Origin of the sequence: Rhizobium sp. SG741 (genome assembly GCF_012275435.1) — a bacterium.
GTDB classification, from domain to species: domain Bacteria; phylum Pseudomonadota; class Alphaproteobacteria; order Rhizobiales; family Rhizobiaceae; genus Rhizobium; species Rhizobium lusitanum.
In genome coordinates this window covers 18,104-38,269 of sequence record NZ_JAAZQP010000011.1, presented here as the reverse complement: position 1 = coordinate 38,269, position 20,166 = coordinate 18,104, and the positions used below count along the sequence as shown (strand labels likewise).

Below are 20,166 nucleotides of genomic sequence, written 5' to 3'. Positions count from 1 at the left end.
GTTGGATATCCAGGGATCGATTCGAAGACGGTTTCGTACGGGGAGCGCTTAAACCGGTTCGATCCACGGGGTGCGTTTGCCTCGGTCAGCGCTTTGGCAGATGACGAACCATAGTCTCGATCCAGCGACGTGTTTCGTCGACTTGGTAACTGCCATAGCACCTCGACCAACGCACAAAATTTCCACGTCGTGAACGCTCACCGGGAAATGGATAGCCGCGAAGTTGGGGCAAACCTTTAACTCCGATCAATTTCGCGCCGGTTGCTGTCTTTTGCGCGAGATTGATTGTAGCGAGCTTCAATACCGCCGCCGGGTCCGGTAATCGGAAAGCTTTCAGAAGGTCTATCGAGGTAACGAAGCTAGGCCGGTGGATGGCGGTTTGCTCCGTCGACGCGACAAGCTCTATCGGCTGAGCCAGCCCGTGCGGTTCATGATCGGTGCCTGTTTCGGCAGGGTTGCTGCTGCTAGTGATGTTCGAGCGCGATTTGCCGGCAATGTTCGAGATAGGCTTTGTCATGGATCGACAAGAGCTCGGTTACGCACGTCCAGAGCCACGACGGTGCATCCGGCTTCCTCTTGCGCCCGCTGGTAAGTTCGCCCGTCCACGAACGCCACTCTTGCTCGCCCATCTGCCGGGCGTGAGCAAGGCCCACGACCCCGCCGAGATAGTGGCCGATTTCGCAGAGTTCTTTTGCGCCAAGACGTCCGAGGTCGATTTTCATATCCTGGGGCGCGATCTCGCGAACGAACACAGCCTTGTCCATCACCCTTGCCGCAACCATGCGATTGCCGAGATTGGGCGACAGAGCCTTTGCTCCCGCAACGACCCTTTCGGCATCGTCGCGCGGCATTCCGGATCCGGCCGCCGAAGGGGCGGCGGCACCCATTGCCTCCTTGATATCAAGCAACGAAACCGGCCGGTGCTTGCCGTCACCAACCAAAACAGCGCATCGCAGATGGCCGAGCGAACTGCAGCCCTTGACCCAGTAAGCTGCGTCAAGCACGGTCTGATCGCCCGATTTTTGCAGTTTTTCCGGCTCAAGGACGATTTCCCCCAGTTTCCTCTGCCGGCAAAGCGCAAGAACCGCGGCGCGTTCGGACCTGTGCAGCGGCCAAAGGCGCTTGTTGCGGGGGAGCAAGGGGTGTTTTGTCTGAAAATTCTCCATTGCGAGATCTCGCCAGCGCCTACGCAATGAATGTCTAACAAGCTTTCTGATGTCCTTCGGTTGGCGCAGGTGCGGTGTGTGCGCCTGACTTTCCCCGGATGCGGATTCGTATCCACCAATCAGGGCATCCAGCATTCTCGCAGTGGTCACACCAGGAAGGTCAGAATCCCGCGCGGCGGAGGCGAGAGAAAGCCCCAGCCTTATGAGATCGTGAGCGGGATTGCCAATGACAGCCTGATCAAAATCCCTAATCTGAACGGCAACGTCGCCGTTGCGATCCGCCAATGCCCCGAGATTGCCCAGATGACAATCACCACAGATCCACACGGCGGGTCCGTCAGGGACTGAGAAAGAGTGTCGGGCGAGCCAGTTGTAAAACAGTCTGGTGGTCCCCCTAATGTAGGCTTCCGGGGACCGTGCCATCTTGAGGTTTCGTCGGGCGATCAGGAGAGAATCGCGGTCCTTGGCGCTCATCCGTTAGCCCTCGCGTCGCACATCGTAAGGCGCGGCGTGCATCCTGATAGGCGGTAATTCAAAATGAGTGTCCGCTGCACGGCCATCCTCGCGAACGCTTGGAATAATTATCATAACGCCGCCTCATCGGAACAGTTCCGCAGGCCGACCGGCGTTGCCTCCGACCCCACTTCAGCGATCGACCGGCTGGGCGTTGCCTTTCGCTGACGCGGTAGGACATTGAAACTCACTTGTGAGCGTGGGCACGGAACAAACTTCGTTCGCTTCGGTTACCCCTCCTCAGGAAACAAGGAGGATCACCAATGGATCATACAAATCATGTTCGCCTCGCCACGACTGAACTGACGCCTGCCGTGCTTGAAGGAGCGACCATTTACGGCGCGGACGACCACAAAATAGGCACGCTGGATCACATCCACGGCTCCGGCGTCAGCGGCACCGCCGTCATCGACGTAGGCGGCTTCCTCGGCATCGGAGCAAAGCCCGTAGGCGTTGCGCTGACCGATCTGCAATTCATGCGCGACGAGGATGGCGATGTCCATGCCGTCACAAACTGGACAAAGGATCAGCTCAAGGACATGCCAGAGCACAAAGACTAGCGTTCTAAGCTCACGAACATCAAAGCCCGGCCATCGCGCCGGGCTTTTCCGTATCTCGGCGGCCTTGTAGAGCTCGGCGATCCGTAGGCAATTCCTGGGCGAAACAATTGAACAACCGCATTCAGTCGCAACTGTCGCTGATCGCGGTGATCGAAGCCGCGATCAATCCGTATTGCGTGGCGAACGCGGAGAAGGCTTCTTCGTTAACATCGAGCAGGACGATGTCGGTCTTTTGCCCGCTTGCTTCATTGATTTTCTGGAAATTCCTCACGGGGAGGCTCATCGTTCGCAATGAATGATAAGGCCTCCGGTCCCCTCCGAATGGCGATCCTTGGCGTCAAAGGATCGGTCTGCCGCCGGTAACCGCGATCGTGGCGCCAGAGACATAGCTGGATAGAGGATCGGCCAACATCACCTACGCCGTCGCTGAACCGCCGAAGAGTTCCGGTTCGATAACAGATCGCAGGACCCAGCAGCCACCACTTAGGCCAGATGGCGGCCACCTTCATCTTCAGACTACTACCAGGCGATTTCATAGAACGACGCCCCGCGGCTCTCTGGGTCACAGGAAGGGATATTCCTGTGTGGGACAACGTTGGCAACCAAGTGTCGTGGATCTATTTAGACGTTGAAGTTCGGCATTATGCCACGCATCGTTAGCGCATTTTCGCAGGCCGCTCCCGACGCAGTGTTGTCGAAAACGCACCAGCTGTCGGCGGCAAGCAACCCCGCAAAGGAAAGGATCTCCTGGTCGTCGTAGCTCGAATAGAGGATTTTTGGTTTGCCGTGCAGACGAACATAACGAGGCGGATGCAGAAAATCCGTAGTCCGCCAGACAGGAGCGGGATCTGCCAGTACCCGGTCAAGCGAATATCGGTCAATCAGAGCCCTTGCTTGGGCCGCCGCCCAACTTTCGTGTCGAACCTCAAGAACGATTGGGCCGGGATGCGCACTTCGCATCGTCTCGAAGGCGCGCTCGGCATCATACGGATCGAACATTAAAGTCGGTGGTATCTGGCAAAGCAAAGGCCCGAGTTTCTCGCCCAGCGGCAAGATCTTCTGGAGAAAGATTTCGAATGCTCCGCCGATGTCTCTTAGCTTGCGAACATGGGTGATCTCTTTCGGAATCTTGATCGCAAACCGAAAATCTTTCGGAACTGAATCAGCCCATCGACTGAAGGTGGCTGCTTTATGCTGCCTATAAAACGTCGAACTTATTTCGACGCCCTTAAACACCGCCGCGTATCGGCTAAGTCCACTTCCTTCTTCGGGAAAGCGGTCGGCGACTGCTTTTGGAATTGACCAGGCGGCTGTGGCAATGATCGGCAAGTTCCAGTTCCTCTCGATGGGCGGAAGCGCTTGAAGAAATTGCGTGATGCCTGTCAGTAACCGAGAAGCCGGGGCCGTTGTTCCAACTGTCCATCGCCGGCAGGCGGGCCTGAACACGGCGATACACCGCTCGGGCGACCTGGGCAGCCCGCGGACTCGCATCGATCTAATGCGACTGGCCGACAACAACGCCAGCTTCTCGAGAGGGCAGATTTACGGAGCCGCCGGCCTGAAGCGGCCGACCCTAATCCGACGTCGTTTATGGCAAACGACCATTCAGCAGATGAAGCGCCCCGGTCCTTACAGTCCGTAGTTGGGCAAAACCGTACGAAGCTCGAGATCGATAGCCCGCCATGACTTCAAGAAGGAAATTGGCTCCGCACTCCCGTGATCACAATACGTCGCTCGAGCAACATCGCCCCGACCAAGTGTCGGCTCAGTGCCGCGTTTTTGTGACGCTTCCAGATGGCCACGTTTAAACGGCACCGGGAATTTCCTCTGTCACAACTTCGAAACGCGACAGGGTTGCAGGGCCGAAGGCAGTTGTGAGCGCAACGTCGGTGGCGTCCCGGCCGGTCGCCATCAAGATGCGGCCAATGCGCGCCTTGTTGTGCCGGGCATCGACGGTATGCCAATGGCCTCCGAGATAGACTTCGAACCAGGCGCTGAAATCCATCGGGCTAGGATCCCTGGGGACGCCGATGTCGCCTAGATAGCCTGTGCAGTACCGTGCCGGGATGTTCATACAGCGGCAAAGCGTGATGGCGAGATGTGCGAAGTCGCGGCACACGCCGACGCGGTCATTGTATCCGCCAAACGCCGTCCGGAGGGGATTCGCCTTCTGATAGTCGAACGTGATGTGATTGTGTACGAAATCAAGGATTGCCTTCACGCGTGGCCACCCGAGGGGCGTGGACGAGAACTGCTTCCAGGCGAAGTCCGTCAGTTGGTCGGTATCGCAATAGCGGCTACCCAGCAGATAGACAAGCACCTCGTCCGGCAGATCCTTGATATCGTGCTGAAATGCATGTTGCGGCACCGGATCTGGAAGACCTCCGTCATAGATCTCGAACTCTGTTGAGATCGTGGTTATTCCGGGCGGTGCGACGATTCGGCTGCAAGCATTACCGAAGCCGTCAATGTAGGACCAAGCCTCGATTGGCCGATCGAAAATCACGACCTGTTCCGTAAGAAGATCCACGCGGCGGGAGGGGTGAATATTGAGGACCAACAACATGGGGGTGGCCTGCTGGCATTCATAAGCGAGGTGAAAGCCCGCGCGTATCTTCATCATTGTGTCCTTCGTACGAGATATCCGCCAGAAGCGATCATTTAGCGGTAACGCGCGGGCAACGAAGGTGTTCCGCTCACTCGTGGAGTCCTAATGCTGCGATCATCGGTCGTGACTTTCACCTGTACGGACATGTCGGCAAAATCGTGTGGACTTCCGGCGCAGCTTAATTCCCCACCAAACAGCTCTTGTCGCTCATCCTAGCTTCAAGGATCTGGGAGCCGGCGCGGATCTCAGTTGAGGACATACGCCGAAACAAAGAGAGAACATAGTCAATCTTCGCGGCGGTATCAGCAAGTCCAATTATATGGCTCCTGCACACTGGGAAACTACTAGCCCGCCAGGGCGTTTTGATTCTGTGAGGTTAATAGCAGGAGAAGGGCAATGGCAGACGACAGTACCACGACAATGTGGGCGACGTTTGACTCCCGCGAGGCGGCCGAGCTTGCCGTCGAACATCTGGTTGAGCTGCGCGGTATCTCAAGGCCGGACATTTTCATCCAATCTGCCACGACCGAAAATACCGCAGGCTCGGCATCGTCCGGTAGTGACGCCTCTCACGATGGAGAAGCGCGCACCGACGCCGCGCTCGAAGGTGAGATCGTGGTCGCCGCCGATCAGATCGCCTTCGTTCAACGCAATCACGGTGATGCCGGCGCGATCCGTGTATTGGGTCGCTAGGTCGCCAATGGAAGCCGGCGGGAAAGCCGGATCCCTTCTTTTGCCAGAATTGGAGGAGCTTGGAGTTTATGACCGACAATCTTTCGATGTACCGTGCAAAGCGCGATTTCAAGAAGACCGGGGAACCGAGTGGCGAAGCTCAAGTCAAGCCATCGAACCGCCGGCGATTCGTGATCCAGAAGCACGATGCTACCAGTCTCCACTATGACCTTCGGCTTGAACTCGACGGCGTCTTCAAATCCTGGGCCGTGACGAAGGGGCCTTCGCTCAATCCGCACGAAAAGCGGCTGGCCGTGGAGGTGGAAGATCATCCGCTGGACTACGGCGACTTCGAAGGCACGATCCCAAAGGGGCAATATGGCGGCGGTACGGTCATGTTGTGGGACCGCGGCTATTGGGAACCGGAGGGCAGCAAGTCGCCAGAAGAGGCTCTGAGGAAGGGCGACTTCAAATTCACCCTGGAAGGCAAGCGCCTCCATGGGAGTTTCGTCCTCGTTCGCATGCGGCATGACCGGGATGGCGGCAAACGGACCAACTGGCTGTTGATCAAGCATCGTGACGACTTTTCGGTCGAGGAGAACGGCGCCGCTGTCCTTGAAGAAAACGCTACGTCGGTGGCGTCCGCGAGGACGATGGAGGCAATCGCATCCGGAAAAGGCAGGAAGCCGAAGCCATTCATGCTGCAGAATGGCGAGGTCGAGGCGGATGCAGTATGGGACAGCAGTCACGGTCTTGCCGTCGAGGGACGCCACACAAGGACCAAGACCGCGAAAAGGCCGGCCGCCGCCAAGCGGATGAAATCCGCCATGCCGGATTTCATCCCGCCGCAACTGTGCGAAACCCTGGCTCGCCCGCCATCAGCCGACGGTTGGATCCATGAGATCAAGTTCGACGGCTATCGCATTCAGATGCGAATTGAGGATGGTGAGGTGACGTTGAAAACCCGCAAAGGCCTGGATTGGACAGGCAAGTACCCGGCCATCGCCAGGTCGGCTTCCGCTCTTCCAGATGCCATTATTGATGGAGAAATCTGCGCACTCGACGAAAACGGCGCCCCGGATTTCGCCGCTCTGCAAGCCGCGCTGTCGGAAGGAAAGACCGACGCTCTAGTCTACTTCGCGTTCGACCTCCTTTTCGTCGGGGACGAAGACGTGCGCGAGCTCCCGCTCACCGAACGAAAGGAACGGCTTGCGGCGCTCTTGTCGGGCGCCGGCGAAGATCCGCGTCTGCGCTTCGTCGAGCATTTCGAAACCGGTGGCGATGCCGTTCTCAGATCTGCCTGTCGTTTGTCGCTGGAAGGGATTGTCTCCAAGCGGGGCGATGTGCCGTACCAATCGGGCCGCACGGAGACCTGGGCGAAGTCGAAATGCCGGGCAGGGCACGAAGTCGTCATCGGCGCCTACGCAAAAACCAATGGCAAGTTCCGATCGTTGCTCGTCGGCGTCAATCGCGGCGACCACTTCGACTATGTCGGGCGCGTCGGCACGGGCTATGGCGCCAAGACCGTCGAGACGTTGCTCCCCAAACTGCGGGAGATGGAAACATCTAAATCGCCGTTCACGGGGATTGGCGCGCCGAAGAAAACTTCCGATATCGTTTGGCTGAAACCAGAACTCGTTGCCGAGATCGAGTTTGCCGGCTGGACGGCCGATGGCCAGGTGCGTCAGGCGGCCTTCAAGGGCTTGCGGGAAGATAAGCCGGCCGCAGAGGTCGAGGCCGAGAAGCCGGCCTCACCCGCCAAAACCGAGGTGCCCGACCCCGAGACGTCGAAACCTGCGCCAAAGCCCTTTCGGAAGGGCGGGAAGGTGGAGGTGATGGGCGTGATGATTTCCAGTCCGGACAAGCCGCTATGGCCGGATGCCGGTGATGGGGAGCCGGTGACCAAGGTTGATCTGGCGCGCTATTACGAAGCCGTCGGCTCCTGGTTGATCGACCACATCAAGGGGCGACCTTGTTCCATTATCCGCATACCCGACGGCATTGGGGGAGAACAGTTCTTTCAGCGACACGCCATGCCGGGAACAACGAACCTGCTGGAACTGGTTACGGTTCTTGGCGACAAGAAACCATACCTACAGATCGATCGGGTCGAAGGTCTTGCTGCGATCGCCCAGATCGGCGGTGTCGAGCTACACCCGTGGAACTGTGAGCCTGGTCAGCCGGAGGTGCCCGGCCGTCTGGTGTTCGACCTCGATCCCGGTCCCGATGTCAAATTCTCCACCATCGTCGACGCCGCCCGCGAAATCCGCGACCGGCTGGACGACCTCGGGCTCGTCAGCTTCTGCAAGACGACGGGTGGCAAGGGACTGCACGTGGTGACGCCGCTTGCCGTGCCGAAAGGCAAGAAACTCAGCTGGGACATAGCGAAGGGCTTCGCCCATGACGTCTGCGAGCAGATGGCACGTGACAATCCGGGTCTCTACCTGATCAAGATGGCCAAGAACCAGCGTGAAGGGCGCATCTTCCTCGACTACCTGCGCAACGATCGCATGGCGACGGCTGTCGCACCTTTGTCTCCACGGGCGCGGCCGGGCGCCACGGTGTCGATGCCGCTGACATGGACCCAGGTCAAAGCGGACCTCGATCCAAAGAGATTTACGGTTCGCACAGTTCCTGGGCTGCTTGCGACAAGCTCGGCATGGCAGGATTATTGCGACGGTCAACGGCCGCTTGAGCAGGCTATCAAGCGCCTCGGGAAGTCCAGACAGGTAGCTTGAGCGTTCGTGGCGGCCTGGCGACTGAACAGGATTTCGAATTCGTGCGGCAAGGCACCATGGAAAAGGAACAGAACGAAGCCACCTCAACTGAGCCGCGCGTTGGCGCAACGACAGACTTGCCTCACGATCGGATTACCGTGCAGCGCTTTCGTGAGTCTTTCCCGCGTGCACGCTGGAGTGACACCTTAAATGCCTGGTTTGTGCCCGGCCGGACCGCCGAGAGGCGAATTGGACGCTGGCGCGCCGAGATGGAAGCGGAGGCGGACGCTTTTGCCGACGAAAAGGGCAGGGATGCTTTCGCATTCGATCCAATCGAAAGCCGCTATCTCGAAGCGACGCCTTCGGCCTTTCAAATCCGGACACCCTACTCGCGCACTGTCGTGAACGAAATACGAGAAATCCCGTTCGCGCGCTGGGACGCGGATCGCCGGCTGTGGACTGTCCCTTACCGATCATACGACGAACTCCGCCGACGATGGTCCGCAATCGAGGCGGCAGCCGCGCGCAACGAACCCGAGGTTAGGAAAGCGCGCCGCGAGGCCACTAAGGGCACGGAGGAAGAGGAGATATCGAAGGCGAAATTGAAGGAGCGTAGGCGAAAACGCTATCCTGTTCCCGCTGACGATGTCCCGCCGTTCGAGCGTGCGGTCGGTACGCATGCCGGTGTCGTTATCTTCATCGGCACGGATGCCGAGCTGGCAGACCCCGCGACTGTCAGTGCGTTCTATTTTCCTGCAGGGCAGAATGAGGAGCATGTATGGGCGCGGTGGCGGCTCGGTTCTTTGGAGGAGCTGGTGATGACCTGGCCGGCACGAATGCGATCTGGAGAGGAAGAACTCATTCGAGGTTGGTGGTTCCCGGATCTGGAAGAATTGCGAACCGCGCGGCAAAAGGCCAGATCAAGACGGCGCGCCCAGTAGCGCAAGGAAGAAAAGCATGGCAAGTAAGTGGTGATAGCTGGGAGAGAAGCGCCCCGATTGGGCAGGCGGCAGATGCTGAACGAGCTTGAAAAGCTTCGAGCTCGCCGCAGATCTACCCGCGTGAAATGGTCAGGCTACCGTCCGGTCGGGGCATCCCGTTCGGCCACCGTTGAAACGGGGTTTTGGAAAATCTCGGCTGGTTCGGCAAGCGACTCACACCGGAAATGTGCGCGGATGAGCGTGTTGGCGATCAGGCCCTTAGCATGTGGGCGAATGAGAACGGTGGGCATCCGTCGGAACAGAATAGTCCGGGCAAGGGCCGCGACCTTTTTCATTTTATGCCGTCCCGCAGCCTATCGCTTAGTCTCGACTAAGTGTAGCCATTTCAATTGTCTCGATCAGATCTGTGGTTGGCGAAGGCTTTGACAGCCATACGCCGATGCGAGGGCTGGCTCCCGGTCGGCGACAGCGATGACGTCGCGGAGTAGACCATAAATGGGACGTTTCTCTTTACTAACATCTGAGCATTCCGTCTCGCAGGCGCGGATCGACGATGGCGAATACAGGGCTGCTTCGCTTGAGCCAGGCTTCCGCGTCTGCGCAGGATGAGATGGTTCGAATTTCTTGAAAGCCCACATTGCCGAGAGCGTCCTCAACGTCGAGCGCTATTAATGGCTCGTCTTCTAGCAGTAGGACAACCCGACCGCCACCTCTCCCAAATACCGCACGAAAGTACTAATGACACGCGTTGCCGAAATGAGGAGCGCGCTTGAAACAAGATCAACGTCGACGAAAATCACTTCTCGCCAACCCTTTGGAGGTCCAGGCATTTTGCGTTGGCATTGACGCTGGAAGGAATAGCACCGGACGAAGCCTCTTCTGTCCAAGATAATCTAGATCGATCGGCGTTCTCAACGCGTTGCGCCGAAGACCCAGGCGAGGGCGGCGACGACCGCCACTGCTGTTAATGGTTGCTTGCGGATCCGATCTTCGATTTTACGAACCGCGCTCCAACCATCAGCCTTGGCAGTACGTGCCGTCTTCGAAACTAGCGGTGAGCCGAACGCCGCCTGCTGCCGCATCGCGCTGTTGGCCGCCTCGGCATCGACCCGCACGACCGAAACCGCACTACGCGTGGCCGAAATCGGGTCGGACGCGGGAAAAGTGCCCTCGAGCCCGGTATCGAGCTCGCTCATTCGGGCGCGGGTCCGCTGCTCCTTTTGTTCCTTACGCATGGACTGGACCGCAGGCGATTGTTTGGACGTCGGCATAAATGTTTCCTCCATAACGTTTAGGTGGTCAGGGTAGCGATCGCGAAAGACGGCCCCTGCCGATGGGGGCGCAGATTTGCCGGTTTCGGAAACCGGCTTTCTTGGTTGTATGGCCATGGGACGGCCAGGCAATCGAGGAAGATCGCAGTACGCTGAACTTCGCATAGCCGCCCTCATGATCAGAGCCGTACCTCCTTACCGGGGTAAGCTGTCCCGATCGCGCTGACGACCAGTAGTTTTGCCGCCAATGCGATAAGACCCAGTGGTAAACGATGGATAAGTCTTCCGGCCACAAAGGCCGCACTAGCTGCCGCCGAAAGCTTCAGCCATGGATGTGAACCCATCTGCGCATGCGCGCAGCCATCAACCCATTCAACTTTGGCGTCAACGACCCTCGCCGCCTGAATGAGGATTGTGTTGACGCGCGCTCGGACAATCGCAATGTCGGTCTCGAGAGCTTGCAAACGCATTTCCAGTTCTTCAAGAGCGTGGGGCTCGTCTACGACATCAGCACCCTCCCCAAAAGAACGGTATTCGTCGAGAATTGTCGGTGCGCCGGCAATTTTGTTGCCTCCAATGCTGTCAGATTCGATATCGTTCGGGTTCATTGTGAATTCCTCAACATCTGGAGGGGTCTCGCACGACATATGGTGGCTCATCGCCAGGAATTGTCACGAAGTCTCCCGGCATCGATCAGCTAGCAAGGAACTCGTGCAGACCAACAATGTTCCGCCAATGCAAGAGTGCCCTTGCCCGCCGCCCACGAAGTCTGGCGATCGGTGGTGTAGAGCAAGCGCGCTACAGAACAGAAATTGGGTTACGTTTGCAACAGCGTAGCCCGGCGCATATCAGCGAAAAAGATTTTCCAGGCCGCTGTGATCCTCTACCGTACATCCATTTCTTTTGTTAGCTCGTTGATCGATGGGGCTCGTCGTTTCGCTGCCATCAGCAGATCCAATTCGATTGATGAGGGTCCGAACCGGACGAACAGGCTTTTGGCCGTTTCCGCCGTAAGTCCATACTTTTTCTGAAATTCTGCCAGAGAATAGGGAATACCGCGTATCGGCCGACGCCGCTTGCAAAGCTGCGCTTCCATCTGTAACCATCCCGTTCGTTTCACTCATCTAATGGATGGCCACATAGAAAGTTCCGTTCACCGCAGTGTTAAAAGTCTCCCTTTGAGGATGTGAACCGAACGTTTTTGGCCGCATGACATCACTGGTTGCTTGGCAGGGACCATACCATCGACAAAAGTAGCGAATTCAGGTCCTTCTCCCGCTCACAGTCCTCTCGAGCCGATCGATCCAATCATGCTTTTGAGAGTTTTTCTTGAAGGCAACATGGAAGAGCATGATGGACATCGATCCTCCAGTCGTCATTGGGGCCGGTCTCGGGTTGATGGCACCAACGCTTACATCCAGCTCTTTGGTGAGCGTCAAAAAGCGCGCTCAGGCATTGCAACTGGGTCTTCAATTCGGCGCGGAAAACGGCACCGTTCTGGGCATGGCGCTCGTCGGTTCGCTGGTGGTTCGTTCCGACGCCTTCGTCACTGGCGCGCATGCCGCGCTGATCATTTCAGCGTGTCTTCTTTTGGCGGCAGGGGTAGCTATTCTGTAGTGGTCACGTTTGGCTCTTGCAAGCGAACCGGCCGTGCTGACATTCCAGAAATTGGGCTTGTCGCTTCTGTAGCGTCGACCAAAAATCGTCCTCACCGCAACTTGTAGAAAACAGAAAACCGGGACCCTCCCATTCCAGGCCGGTTAATGCCCCGGTGGGATACACAACGACCCGCCTGGTAGTGCGATCCACCCGGCACAAGGCTAGAGTCAAGTGCAATGCAAGGTAGAAACTGCGAGCCCAAGCTCAGCTTTCTGCTATGCGTCCGGCGGTATATGGGACTCCACGCCAATAGTTCGCAGATTGTTGCGAACTTCGACGACGCTGGGCACGGACAGGACGAATACTTCAATGTCTCGGAACATTGACCTCGTTTCGACGCTGCCGTCCAATGTCACGATGCCGTTGTTGGCATGCACATCGATGCTGTCGGCATCGATCTCGTCGTCCTGATGGAGCCATTCGGTAATTGCCGCTTCCAATTCATCGCTGCCGATGCGATCCGTTGATAGAGGGCCGGCGGTGTGGGCGGAGTTTTCCTCAAGGCCCGTCGCGTTGGCTGCGTCTACGATGAGATACGTGTCGGCCTCTTCGTCGAAATTCGGCGGGTTGGCGCCATATCCCCGATTTTCCGTATTGGCCGAGCCGAGCCCACCTTCGTCAGGATACGGCCAGCCATCACGTTTGTCGCGGTCTTGATAATCGCGATAATCCTCTTCCCGTGACAGATTTTTCGATTTTCGAGACTGCGTCATGATTATCTCCTTTGTTCTGATCAGTTAAACAAAGGAGCCCCGATTTTGTTTCAATCATATCTGTCACGTGATGGCCAAATGGATGAATGATCAAGACCTGACATCCGACCTTCCAGGCTGACGCGAGGTCCGCTCATTCTGCGCCCCTGGCGCGCGAAACGGGATCATTTGTTCGTGCGGTCGAGCAGGATACGCATTTCGTCGAAGCGCCGCTTCCGGTCGGCATCGGCATCGCTTGCGGAATAGCAGACCTGGGACACGCAGAACCGCGTGAGATGGTAAGGTGGGTCGGACTTATCGAATTCACATTCGAAGCTGTCGATCATATCTGACTTGCTGGTTCCAGGTCGGGTGGAGTACGTCAAACGAGCTCCGGGCGGCTTCAATTCTGGAAAGGATTGGATGATTCCGACGTTGAGATGATCAGTCAAAAGGAAATTCTTGGCAACGACCTGGCATATGTTTTCGAGCTGAGGTGATTGAGCCTCTGCCACGGCTGGCGGCAACAGGAGGGTGGCCGCCACGATCAACGTCTTCAATGCTTTTTCTCCGATGTTCGGGCGTTCGGTCATTCTCTGGCGGGGCCAAAAATCGCTGCTAGTGCCTTGAATAGTACCCATGGATGATGGCCTTTCCGCAGTTCTAAAATGACTGCATATCGACGTTGAGCGCGCATTTTATAGTCTTTTCAAATGTCTGCTGTTGGAGCAGCTGTGCCGGTGATTGCGTTCAATGGTAATTGATGAGCGTCACCACTCCCGGAGATTCGCCTATGAACCGATGAAAGAACGATCCAACGTTCTTTCGGTTCCGGAGAAGCGGACGAAGACCGGGTTCTTTTCGCCCTTCCGCTGGAACAGATCGGCCGATGATCTCGTCAGAGGTGTCGCCATCAGGACATCCCTCCAAATACAGCATGTCTGCGCCAGTCGTCCGCGGAGTGAGCGAAAGCTTTTGGGGTCGGCGAGCACAATCGGAACAATGCTCCACAAATTGAGTTAGTCACGAGGCAACGGCACCAAGCAAGAGAAGTTGCGAAACACGTTCAATCCTTGCGGTGCGCGAATTGCCCAGTTGGATCACGGGGAATTATGGCTACTGACAAACATGAACAAATCCGCCGCCGCGCTCACGAAATCTGGGAGAACGAGGGTCGCCCCGATGGCGCTGCGTTGCGCCATTGGCTGCAAGCCTGCGATGAACTGGAGGAGGACAATGAGCACGAGACATTGCAAGACCTGCTAGATGCAGACGATCATGACGCTGAAGCCCTTCTTCATGCCGCCGGCGAAGCGTCGTCAAACCGGACGCGTAAAAAGACCGCAGGGCATTGATCGTCATGCAACATCTTGACCACGCGATCCAAATCGCACTCGAGGCCCATGAGGGACAGGTCGACAAGACAGGCCGGCCGTTCTTTGAGCATTGTCAGCGGATCGCGCTTGTCGTTTCCGGCAGTGAAGCTCGGACGGTCGCATATCTTCATGACGTCGTCGAGAAGGGAAGAGGTTGGACGCTCGACCGCCTGAGGGAAGAAGGCTTTCCGCCAACGATTGTGTCGGCTGTAGATGCAATGACGCGACGGATGGGGGAAACAGATGATGAGTTCGTGAGACGGGCAGCATCAAATCCGCTTGCGCTGCCCGTCAAGCGAGCGGATCTCGAAGATAATTTGTGGCAGGCAGAGCAGACCGGCATGAACCCTGAGAAATATCAACGGGGGCTAGATATCCTGTTCGGCGTGATAGACGGCTAAACGGCGCCTTCGCCCGCCTAAAGCACCCGGCAGCCCATACCTCAACGAAGGCGGGTTCCGTTGGAAAACATCGCCGGGCTCCATATTCGCGGACGTGAAGAGCTTCTCGCGGACGATGCCTGGCGAGTGCGAAAAGATGCGCGGTTGCTGACTGCCGACGATCGAAGAACATTGCGATGCGCCACGCGGCCAACGGAGCGAAGCTCGGCCCCATCAGCGTTAACCAGAGCTAGGTGCCACACTTTCCTCACCAGCCTCTGGCAGCGTGCCTACGCCCGGTGTCTTTGTCTCGTCGATCAGATGTTCGGATGTTCCGCCGAACTTGCTGGCTTTTTCTCGTTTTGTGCCTCAATTGCCTGTTGCGCCTTCTTGTCTTCTTTCGCCATTCCTCTGATCCTTCCTATTCGTAGCCCCTATTGGCCATCATCGATTTTCGTCTTCAGACCGGTTCGTCTATCTCGATCATGACGGGGGCGTGGTCGCTGGTGTGGTCCCAGCTTCTCGGATCTCGATAGACGTTGGCTGACCGTAAGAACGGCGCAATGGTGGGACTTAAGAGAAGATGGTCGATACGCAGTCCGGCATCGCGCTCAAAGGAATTCCGCCAGTATTTCCAAAAGGTATATATCCGCTCGTCCGGATGAAGATGCCGGATCGCATCTGTCCAGCCCTGTGCGACGAGGCCCGCATAGGCCTGACGTACTTCTGGGCGGAACAGTGCGTCGTCCCGCCAGCGCTCCGGGGCATAGACATCCATATCCGTCGGCATGACATTGAAGTCACCCACGAGCAGCGCGGGAACCTCAAGCTCGAGCAGGTCCGCGGCGTAGTCATGCAGGCGTCGGAACCAGGCGAGCTTATAGTCGAATTTCGGGCCGGGTGCGGGGTTGCCATTCGGCAGGTAAAGGCAACCCACGAGCAAACCTTTGACGGCCGCCTCGATATACCGGCTGTGGGTGTCTTCCGGATCGCCTGGAAGCCCACGCCGCGTGAAAACAGGCACCGTGCCCTTGGCGAGGATTGCCACACCGTTCCAGTTCTTTTGGCCGTGCCAGATCGCGCCGTAGCCGGCGCGCTCGAGCTCGCGATGAGGAAACCTGTTATCAGGTGCCTTGAGTTCCTGAAGGCATGCAACGTCCGGGATATCCTCTTCCAACCACCGAAGCAGAACCGCTAGACGCCCATTGATGCCGTTGACGTTATAGGTGGCTATCTTCAGCATGTTTTCCTCGTGCGTGACGCAGGGCCGTCGCATCCGCAGGTCCGTGTTGCGCGGCCCGCACTCGACAAGAAAAGGCGAGCGGGTGGCAATTTGTTCCGAGCGAAGGCACATCGTCGCGCCGGTACAAAGTAAGCGTCAACCGATAAGCCCTGAAGTGCTGCTATCACGAATTGCCGGTGCCGAGAGCAGATTGGACAGCTGCTACCAAGGAAGCCATCGAGTAGGGTTTAGTAAGCCATGCGATCGGCTGTGCCGGAGCGGCGCGAGCGCGGATCTCCAGATCCGAATGGGCCGTTGAGAAAATCGAGCGGAGGCCATATGTTTTAAACAGTTCGAGCGCGGTATCGACCCCGTCCAACGCTCCGGGGAGACGAACGTCCATCACCACCAGCGTAGGAGTTTCCCCGCCAGCAATTTGCAAGGCCTCTTCGGAGGAGCTTGCCAGCGTTACCTCGAAGCCGGCTGTTCTCAAAGCTTCCTCCATTTGGATTGAGATCAGGAAATCGTCTTCAACGATCATAATCCGGGTCGGCACGCCGGGGCTGCGATCGAGGGCCGGCTTGTCGACCCACTGTTTTGCCGGCAGTTTCTCGTGCGCGGGCATCAGGATGAGATCCAGCATGCAACGATGATGGGGTCCGAAGCCGTCGAATAAGCTTTCAGGAAAAATAAATGCTGCATCGTGTCCTCGGTTCAGTTGTGACAGAAAACTGACCACGCAACTGTCGTGCGAGGCCTTGAACCAGCTTCAATCCGGACGAACGGTGTCGAACAGATTCCCAGTCAAAGCCGGGACCATCGTCTTCCACAAAAAGGCAAATCTTGCCATCTGCCCTCAGGAGGCCCGCCTCAAGTGTTCTTTCGCGCGCGTTGCCACCGTATTTCAGGGCATTCGTCAGAAGTTCGTTCAATATGAGGGCGAGCGGCATTGCCGTATCGTTCGCCAGTACCGTATCATCGATCGAATATCGAATGGTGACCTGTCCTGGGAACGTCTGACGTGCGGTTTCGCAGATTGACTCTAGAAGTTCTCTGGCGGAAAAATGCGCGGCGTCCGTCGTGCTGTAAAGAACCTGCTGCGCCGCAGCCATTGCGGCAATTCGCTTGCTGGCATCGCGAAGAATTTCGCGCGCTTCGGTATTATCCGTCTTGCGACTTGCCAAGCTCACCAACGACTGGAGCATCTGCATATTATTTTTGACACGATGGTTCAGCTCGTTGAACAGCAAGCGTATCTGTGTTTCCGCCTCTTTTCGTTCGCTGATGTCGACCAGCATATTGATCCCGCCGATGACGGCGCCCGTTTCGTCGCGCAATGGTGTGGGGTGAGGGATGAAAGGTATCCGCGTCCCATCCGGCCTTTCCGCGACGGCCTCCACCCCCCGCACGATACGACCCTCTTTCACCGCAATCGCCATTGGGCATTGGTCATGGGGCAGCGGCGTGCCGTCGGGCCAATAGAGTTTCGAACTCACGCACCATTCGTCAGAGCCGATTATGGGGATGCGGCCTGCAAGTTCAACGGCTGCTTCGTTGTAGTAGGTGATCTTGCCGTTGGCGTCGGTGGTATAGATTGCTGCCGGTATCGCTGCGAGCAGATCTTTCATTTGCTGTTCGTTGCTTCGAAGCTTAGCCTCCGCAGCCTTGCGATCCGTGATGTCGCGCGCGATTTTCGAAGCACCGATAACCCTGCCGTGATCGTCCCGGATGGGCGAAATGGTCAACGAGATTTCCACCAGTGCGCCGTCCTTGCGTTGGCGCACCGTCTCAAAATGATCAACGCGCTCGCCACGGCGAATACGCCCGAGGATGAGGGGTTCTTCATCCAAGCGATCCGGCGGAATAATCATGGTGATCGGCTTGCCGATGGCTTCTTCCGGCGGATAGCCGAATAGACGCTCGGCACTGTCGTTCCACGACGTAATGATGCCGTTAAGATCTTTGCTCACGATCGCGTCATGGGACGACTCTACGATTGCGACAAGCTGGTTGGCGGCGCGTTCGGCTAGCTTACGCGCAGTTTCGTTGCGAACCCGCTCCACAGCAAATCCGAGTTGCCGGGCGACGGTCTGGGCCAGCCGAATCTGCGATTGGCTGAAGGCATGCGGAAGATCATAATAAGTCATGAACTTCCCCAAAAGGCGGCCTTGCGAGATGATCGGAATGAAGGCCAGTGCGCCAATCCCCTCACTGCGTATCGCATCCCTTAGTGGTCTAGGCAGATCCGCTCTCTCTATATCTTCGATTGTAATAGGCTCCGGATTGGTACTCTGCAAGGACCAGGGAGAATGACCCGCGACCGCTGACTGATAGGCGGGTGAAAGGCGACGTGAGGCGACAAAGTTCAACTCTCCTGTCTCGCTGAACAGTAAAACCGCAGAGCGGTCGCAACGGAGTGCTCGCCCAATCACACTCAGAGCGAGCTGGTAAACGTCATCAAGGGTCGCCGCGCGCTGAAGGCCATCGGTAAATTCATAGAGCGCAGACTGTTCTTCCACGTGGCGCAGGAGGGCGATTTCAGCTTCTTTACGAGCAGTCACGTCATGCTGGACACGCACGGCATATAGAAATCGACCCTCTACGTCCTTGACACTCTCCGAGGTCACCGCAATCCATAGTTTGGTACCATCGCGCCGAACGATGCGCTTCTCAATGGTATAGTGATCTATCTCTCCGCGCACCTGACGTCGGAATTCATGTTCGTCGATATCAGCGCTCTCCGCCAAGAACGGATCGAAGATCGAGCGATCCAGCAATTCGCTCGCAGGATAGCCGAGCAAATCTGCAAGGCATTCGTTAACGCGCCGAAGTTTACCATCTGCGTTGACTTCGGCGAGGCCGATGCCTGCGTGATCGAAGGTGGCGACGAGGCGCTGCTCCTGGCGCTTAACGGTGTCCTCTGCCTGAATGCGCCGAGTAATATCGTGAAAGCAGCTGATGGCCCCATCGATTACCCCATTTTCGCCCTCCACAGGCTCGATGTGAACCATCACCGAGATCACAGACCCGTCAGGCCGCTCAAGTTTTCCCTCTAGCCCGTGAATTGCTTCTCCCGTCCGCAGCACGCCCGCCATGGGCGCTCTTGCGGGCGAAATCTGCCGGCCGTTCAAGTAGAACTTGTGGGAGCCGCAAAACCGGTCGTCGTCAGAACCGATCGCCGGTACCCGACCCCAGAGTGCTGCTGCCTGCTTGTTGAACCAAAGAATGCGGCCCCGGACATCGCAAGCATAAATTGCCAAAGGCAGGTTTTCGATCAGATCCGGCTTCGGCTGTAGTGGGAATTCAGACCGCAAGACATGAGGTAAAGCGGACTCCACTACAATATCATTACGCATATCAGGAACCTTCGCTTGAACCCGTCTTTGCTGAAACGGCGCGTCATGTGGAAAGTTCCATTAAGGACGCGTCGCTGGCTGACGTGTTCATCCAAATTCCGGATCTCGTCAGGATCGTGGGGACCAGCAGCTCGGCAGGGAGGAAAACGCGATGGCACCTGCGTACCAAAGGCCACCGAACGTCAATCTCCCTGCGCCGAAAATGCATTCATAGCTCAGAGATCAACCTTGGCATTTTCTCCGATATCCGGCTTTGCCCTCGATATCGCGGCAGCGACCATTTTGATGTAGCTGACGATCGTGCCCGAGCAGTCCCAAAACTCCGCAAAGGACGGGGTGACTTTCAAAACCCTGATCGCAGGGTCATTCGGGCTGTCCCACCATATCTTCGCGGGTGGCCCCCATAACTCGTCGATCCACCGCCGATCCTTAAGAATCTCGGCTTGCCCGGAAACCGAGACATATTTCTGCCTTTTCGTGTCGGCGTAGGCCAGGCACACGTCGGGTCGCAACGCAATTTCCTCGTCCTTGTGAGCCTTAACATCGGTCAGGAAATAGATCGCGTTTTCTATGCGCTCAGCGTGAGCCGTCATCGGCCGCGCACGCAGCTCAGACCCATTTTGCGTGGCCAACATGCAAAAGCCGATTGTTTCGACGAGATCCCAAACGCGCGTCGCATCGTCCTGTTCGGTCATGTCGCTCTCCCGCTGTTAGAGATACCAAACCCCCAATGCCGTCTGGTTGTTCCCTTCCTCTGGGTCGCTGTCTTGAAGTCTCGCTACCTCGCTATCCGGTGATGTTACGTGGGCGGAAGGGGAGTGAAGGGCCGCGGCTGCGGGTCAGATCAACCTGCGGCTAGTCACGGTGTTCCGGCGCGCCGAAGTCCGATGCCGATTAGAAAGTGCGAACCTCCGTGGATGTCACGCTGGAAATCAGCAGGAACCGATCGGCACAAATCCCGAAAGTCGCCAGTCCGTCCGACAGTGGACAGGAACCTGACGAGGCCTTCGCGAGTTCTGCTTAATGATGTGAT

General features: G+C 57.2%; 19 protein-coding genes and 3 pseudogenes. 8 read left to right on the top strand and 14 right to left on the bottom strand.

Annotated elements, in window-relative coordinates:
• Window positions 1-464: 464 nt before the first annotated feature.
• On the bottom strand, window positions 465-1,640 hold the full coding sequence (locus tag FHT29_RS24765; protein ID WP_168600260.1) for a DUF2252 family protein: 1,176 nt from the start codon (window positions 1,638-1,640) through the stop codon (window positions 465-467).
• 302 nt (window positions 1,641-1,942) lie between these two features.
• Between FHT29_RS24765 and FHT29_RS24760 the strand changes: the two genes are divergently transcribed.
• Together FHT29_RS24760 and FHT29_RS24755 are read left to right on the top strand one after the other, a co-directional pair.
• Window positions 1,943-2,239: a hypothetical protein gene (locus FHT29_RS24760; protein WP_047555757.1), complete on the top strand. Its 297-nt coding sequence runs from the start codon at window positions 1,943-1,945 to the stop codon at window positions 2,237-2,239.
• 107 nt (window positions 2,240-2,346) lie between these two features.
• Window positions 2,347-2,538: a hypothetical protein gene (locus FHT29_RS24755; protein WP_168600259.1), complete on the top strand. Its 192-nt coding sequence runs from the start codon at window positions 2,347-2,349 to the stop codon at window positions 2,536-2,538.
• A gap of 38 nt (window positions 2,539-2,576) precedes the next feature.
• On the opposite strand, the pseudogene FHT29_RS34635 reads toward FHT29_RS24755, so the two are convergent.
• The 3 genes and pseudogenes from FHT29_RS34635 to FHT29_RS24740 form a co-directional block, all read right to left on the bottom strand.
• Window positions 2,577-2,666: pseudogene (locus tag FHT29_RS34635) on the bottom strand (NAD(P)-dependent oxidoreductase); the annotation flags it as partial.
• A 194-nt stretch (window positions 2,667-2,860) separates the two neighbouring features.
• Window positions 2,861-3,568 (bottom strand): DUF72 domain-containing protein, encoded by a 708-nt coding sequence (locus FHT29_RS24745; RefSeq protein WP_168600258.1) that lies wholly within the window; start codon window positions 3,566-3,568, stop codon window positions 2,861-2,863.
• Between the two features lie 475 nt (window positions 3,569-4,043).
• Complete coding sequence (locus FHT29_RS24740) at window positions 4,044-4,859, bottom strand: transglutaminase family protein (RefSeq protein ID WP_168596122.1); 816 nt, start codon at window positions 4,857-4,859, stop codon at window positions 4,044-4,046.
• A 384-nt stretch (window positions 4,860-5,243) separates the two neighbouring features.
• On the opposite strand from FHT29_RS24740, the gene FHT29_RS24735 reads away from it, so the two are divergent.
• The 3 genes from FHT29_RS24735 to FHT29_RS24725 all read left to right on the top strand — a co-directional run bounded on the left by FHT29_RS24735 (window position 5,244) and on the right by FHT29_RS24725 (window position 9,177).
• A complete protein-coding gene (locus tag FHT29_RS24735) occupies window positions 5,244-5,540 on the top strand; it encodes a hypothetical protein (protein WP_168596033.1) in 297 nt (98 codons plus the stop codon).
• A 68-nt stretch (window positions 5,541-5,608) separates the two neighbouring features.
• Window positions 5,609-8,257, top strand: coding sequence for a DNA ligase D (gene ligD, locus FHT29_RS24730; RefSeq protein WP_168600257.1), 2,649 nt, complete (start codon window positions 5,609-5,611; stop codon window positions 8,255-8,257).
• A gap of 56 nt (window positions 8,258-8,313) precedes the next feature.
• Window positions 8,314-9,177, top strand: a complete 864-nt coding sequence (locus FHT29_RS24725; RefSeq protein WP_168596035.1) for a hypothetical protein — start codon at window positions 8,314-8,316, stop codon at window positions 9,175-9,177.
• Between the two features lie 236 nt (window positions 9,178-9,413).
• Here FHT29_RS24725 and FHT29_RS34630 read toward each other — a convergent pair.
• The 4 genes and pseudogenes from FHT29_RS34630 to FHT29_RS24705 all read right to left on the bottom strand — a co-directional run.
• A pseudogene (locus tag FHT29_RS34630) lies at window positions 9,414-9,529 on the bottom strand (Ku protein); the annotation flags it as partial.
• Window positions 9,530-10,088: 559 nt separating this feature from the next.
• Window positions 10,089-10,448: a hypothetical protein gene (locus FHT29_RS24715; protein ID WP_168596036.1), complete on the bottom strand. Its 360-nt coding sequence runs from the start codon at window positions 10,446-10,448 to the stop codon at window positions 10,089-10,091.
• A 179-nt stretch (window positions 10,449-10,627) separates the two neighbouring features.
• Entirely contained in the window at window positions 10,628-11,056 is a 429-nt protein-coding gene (locus FHT29_RS24710; protein ID WP_168596037.1) for a hypothetical protein, read from the bottom strand.
• 275 nt (window positions 11,057-11,331) lie between these two features.
• Window positions 11,332-11,544, bottom strand: a complete 213-nt coding sequence (locus tag FHT29_RS24705) for a hypothetical protein (RefSeq protein ID WP_037190950.1) — start codon at window positions 11,542-11,544, stop codon at window positions 11,332-11,334.
• 257 nt (window positions 11,545-11,801) lie between these two features.
• Between FHT29_RS24705 and FHT29_RS24700 the strand changes: the two genes are divergently transcribed.
• Window positions 11,802-12,065, top strand: a complete 264-nt coding sequence (locus FHT29_RS24700; RefSeq protein ID WP_037190949.1) for a hypothetical protein — start codon at window positions 11,802-11,804, stop codon at window positions 12,063-12,065.
• A gap of 257 nt (window positions 12,066-12,322) precedes the next feature.
• On the opposite strand, the gene FHT29_RS24695 is transcribed toward FHT29_RS24700, so the two are convergent.
• Entirely contained in the window at window positions 12,323-12,820 is a 498-nt protein-coding gene (locus tag FHT29_RS24695; RefSeq protein WP_168600256.1) for a BON domain-containing protein, read from the bottom strand.
• Between the two features lie 164 nt (window positions 12,821-12,984).
• Entirely contained in the window at window positions 12,985-13,440 is a 456-nt protein-coding gene (locus FHT29_RS24690) for a hypothetical protein (RefSeq protein ID WP_246703106.1), read from the bottom strand.
• Between the two features lie 471 nt (window positions 13,441-13,911).
• Here FHT29_RS24690 and FHT29_RS24685 point away from each other — a divergent pair.
• Window positions 13,912-14,115, top strand: a pseudogene (locus FHT29_RS24685) (DUF2934 domain-containing protein); the annotation flags it as partial.
• Between the two features lie 44 nt (window positions 14,116-14,159).
• Entirely contained in the window at window positions 14,160-14,576 is a 417-nt protein-coding gene (locus FHT29_RS24680) for an HD domain-containing protein (protein ID WP_168596040.1), read from the top strand.
• 439 nt (window positions 14,577-15,015) lie between these two features.
• On the opposite strand, the gene xth is transcribed toward FHT29_RS24680, so the two are convergent.
• From xth to FHT29_RS24660, 4 genes are all read right to left on the bottom strand, one after another.
• Window positions 15,016-15,795 carry an exodeoxyribonuclease III gene (xth, locus tag FHT29_RS24675; RefSeq protein WP_168596124.1) on the bottom strand — a complete coding sequence of 260 codons (780 nt, stop codon included), beginning with the start codon at window positions 15,793-15,795 and terminating at the stop codon, window positions 15,016-15,018.
• A gap of 166 nt (window positions 15,796-15,961) precedes the next feature.
• The gene (locus tag FHT29_RS24670; protein ID WP_246703105.1) at window positions 15,962-16,420 is read right to left on the bottom strand and encodes a response regulator; all 459 of its coding nucleotides are present in this window, start codon (window positions 16,418-16,420) and stop codon (window positions 15,962-15,964) included.
• Window positions 16,421-16,457: 37 nt separating this feature from the next.
• Window positions 16,458-19,133 carry a PAS domain S-box protein gene (locus FHT29_RS24665; protein ID WP_168600255.1) on the bottom strand — a complete coding sequence of 892 codons (2,676 nt, stop codon included), beginning with the start codon at window positions 19,131-19,133 and terminating at the stop codon, window positions 16,458-16,460.
• Between the two features lie 215 nt (window positions 19,134-19,348).
• Window positions 19,349-19,828 (bottom strand): pyridoxamine 5'-phosphate oxidase family protein, encoded by a 480-nt coding sequence (locus tag FHT29_RS24660; RefSeq protein ID WP_168600254.1) that lies wholly within the window; start codon window positions 19,826-19,828, stop codon window positions 19,349-19,351.
• Between the last annotated feature and the right edge of the window lie 338 nt (window positions 19,829-20,166).